This is a genomic window from Acinetobacter sp. MF4642 (assembly GCF_002018925.1).
GTDB classification, from domain to species: Bacteria; Pseudomonadota; Gammaproteobacteria; order Pseudomonadales; family Moraxellaceae; genus Acinetobacter; species Acinetobacter johnsonii.
The window spans coordinates 1-3276 of sequence record NZ_MVON01000062.1; the positions used below are offsets into that span (position 1 = coordinate 1).

Here is a 3276-nt window from a genome sequence, read left to right on the forward strand (position 1 = left end):
ACGACTGTTTGGGGTTGTATAGTCAAGTAATTAAGTGCATGTGGTGGATGCCTTGGCAGTCAGAGGCGATGAAAGACGTAATAGCCTGCGATAAGCTCCGGGGAGGCGGCAAATATCCTGTGATCCGGAGATTTCTGAATGGGGAAACCCGCCTGTCATAAGGCAGGTATCGTATGATGAATACATAGTCATACGAGGCGAACGAGGGGAAGTGAAACATCTCAGTACCCTTAGGAAAAGAAATCAATTGAGATTCCCTCAGTAGCGGCGAGCGAACGGGGAGAAGCCCATTAAGTCATATAAGTTCTAGTGGAATGCTCTGGGAAGTGCAACCATAGTGGGTGATAGTCCTGTACACGAAAGGGCTTATATGATGATGTCGAGTAGGGCGGGGCACGTGAAACCTTGTCTGAATATGGGGGGACCATCCTCCAAGGCTAAATACTCCTGACTGACCGATAGTGAACCAGTACCGTGAGGGAAAGGCGAAAAGAACCCCTGTGAGGGGAGTGAAATAGATCCTGAAACCGCATGCATACAAGCAGTGGGAGCCGACTTGTTCGGTGACTGCGTACCTTTTGTATAATGGGTCAGCGACTTACATTCAGTAGCGAGGTTAACCGAATAGGGGAGCCGTAGAGAAATCGAGTCTTAATAGGGCGTTTAGTTGCTGGGTGTAGACCCGAAACCGGGTGATCTATCCATGAGCAGGTTGAAGGTTGGGTAACACTAACTGGAGGACCGAACCCACTGTCGTTGAAAAGCCAGGGGATGACTTGTGGATAGGGGTGAAAGGCTAATCAAACTCGGTGATAGCTGGTTCTCCCCGAAAGCTATTTAGGTAGCGCCTCGGACGAATACCATTGGGGGTAGAGCACTGTTTCGGCTAGGGGGTCATCCCGACTTACCAAACCGATGCAAACTCCGAATACCAATGAGTACTATCCGGGAGACAGACTGCGGGTGCTAACGTCCGTAGTCAAGAGGAAAACAATCCAGACCGCCAGCTAAGGCCCCAAAATTATAGTTAAGTGGGAAACGATGTGGGAAGGCATAGACAGCTAGGAGGTTGGCTTAGAAGCAGCCACCCTTTAAAGAAAGCGTAATAGCTCACTAGTCGAGTCGGCCTGCGCGGAAGATGTAACGGGGCTAAAACTATATGCCGAAGCTGCGGATTTGCAATTTATTGCAAGTGGTAGGGGAGCGTTCTGTAAGCCGATGAAGGTGTATTGAGAAGTATGCTGGAGGTATCAGAAGTGCGAATGCTGACGTGAGTAACGACAATGCGAGTGAAAAACTCGCACGCTGAAAGACCAAGGGTTCCAGTCCAACGTTAATCGGGGCTGGGTGAGTCGACCCCTAAGGCGAGGCCGAGAGGCGTAGTCGATGGGAAATTGGTTAATATTCCAATACTTCTATGTAATGCGATGAGAGGACGGAGAAGGTTAAGTCAGCCTGGCGTTGGTTGTCCAGGTGGAAGGTTGTAGGCATGTATCTTAGGCAAATCCGGGGTACTCTATGCTGAGAACTGATAGCAAGCTGTACTAGTACAGTGAAGTGGCTGATACCATGCTTCCAGGAAAAGTCTCTAAGCTTCAGTTACATAGGAATCGTACCCGAAACCGACACAGGTGGTCAGGTCGAGTAGACCAAAGCGCTTGAGAGAACTCTGCTGAAGGAACTAGGCAAAATGGTACCGTAACTTCGGGAGAAGGTACGCTGCCGACGGTGATAGGATTTACTCCTTGAGCTATTGGCAGCCACAGAAACCAGGCCCCTGCAACTGTTTATTAAAAACATAGCACTCTGCAAACACGAAAGTGGACGTATAGGGTGTGATGCCTGCCCGGTGCTGGAAGGTTAATTGATGGGGTTAGCGTAAGCGAAGCTCTTGATCGAAGCCCCAGTAAACGGCGGCCGTAACTATAACGGTCCTAAGGTAGCGAAATTCCTTGTCGGGTAAGTTCCGACCTGCACGAATGGCATAATGATGGGGGCGCTGTCTCCAGCAGAGACTCAGTGAAATCGAATTCGCCGTGAAGATGCGGTGTACCCGCGGCTAGACGGAAAGACCCCGTGAACCTTTACTGCAGCTTGACATTGAACTTTGATCTTACTTGTGTAGGATAGGTGGGAGGCTTTGAAACCGAGACGCTAGTTTCGGTGGAGCCAATCTTGAAATACCACCCTGGTAATATTGAGGTTCTAACTCTGTCCCGTTATCCGGGACGAGGACCATGTCTGGTGGGTAGTTTGACTGGGGCGGTCTCCTCCTAAAGAGTAACGGAGGAGTACGAAGGTGCGCTCAGCGTGGTCGGAAATCACGCGTAGAGTATAAAGGCAAAAGCGCGCTTAACTGCGAGACCCACAAGTCGAGCAGGTACGAAAGTAGGTCTTAGTGATCCGGTGGTTCTGTATGGAAGGGCCATCGCTCAACGGATAAAAGGTACTCTGGGGATAACAGGCTGATACCGCCCAAGAGTTCATATCGACGGCGGTGTTTGGCACCTCGATGTCGGCTCATCTCATCCTGGGGCTGAAGCAGGTCCCAAGGGTATGGCTGTTCGCCATTTAAAGAGGTACGCGAGCTGGGTTTAGAACGTCGTGAGACAGTTCGGTCCCTATCTACCGTGGGCGTTGGAAATTTGAGAGGATCTGCTCCTAGTACGAGAGGACCAGAGTGGACGAACCTCTGGTGTACCGGTTGTGACGCCAGTCGCATCGCCGGGTAGCTATGTTCGGAAGGGATAACCGCTGAAAGCATCTAAGCGGGAAGCCTACCTCAAGATAAGATTTCCCTAGGACTTTATGTCCTCTAAAGAGCCGTTGAAGACTACGACGTTGATAGGTTGGATGTGGAAGCATAGTGATATGTGAAGCTGACCAATACTAATTGCTCGTGAGGCTTGACTATACAACACCCAAACAGTTGGTGTTGTGGTTCAAATCACTGCAAACAACTTGATTTAGTTATAAAGCTAGATACATGAGCGAGGAATAAACAAACATTAATTATGTTTGTCCGAGCGCAAGACATAAAGCTATGCTTTATGTTAAAATCAACTCAAATATACCTGTTAATAACTCATTTGATGAAAGTTAGGCATACACAATGTGTAAATAAGACCCAACGAATAGTCATAAACAGTTGTGCTGGCGACAATAGCAAGAGTGAACCACCTGATCCCTTCCCGAACTCAGAAGTGAAACCTCTTAGCGCTGATGGTAGTGTGGAGTTATCCATGTGAGAGTAAGTCATCGCCAGCTCATTAATTC

Annotated in this window: 2 rRNA genes; both read left to right on the forward strand. The window is 49.0% G+C overall.

What is annotated here, in order from left to right:
- The first annotated feature begins 20 nt into the window (after positions 1-20).
- Positions 21-2914: ribosomal RNA gene (locus MF4642_RS16240) — 23S ribosomal RNA — on the forward strand.
- 238 nt (positions 2915-3152) lie between these two features.
- A 5S ribosomal RNA gene (rrf, locus tag MF4642_RS16245) occupies positions 3153-3267 on the forward strand.
- The last annotated feature ends 9 nt before the right edge of the window (positions 3268-3276 follow it).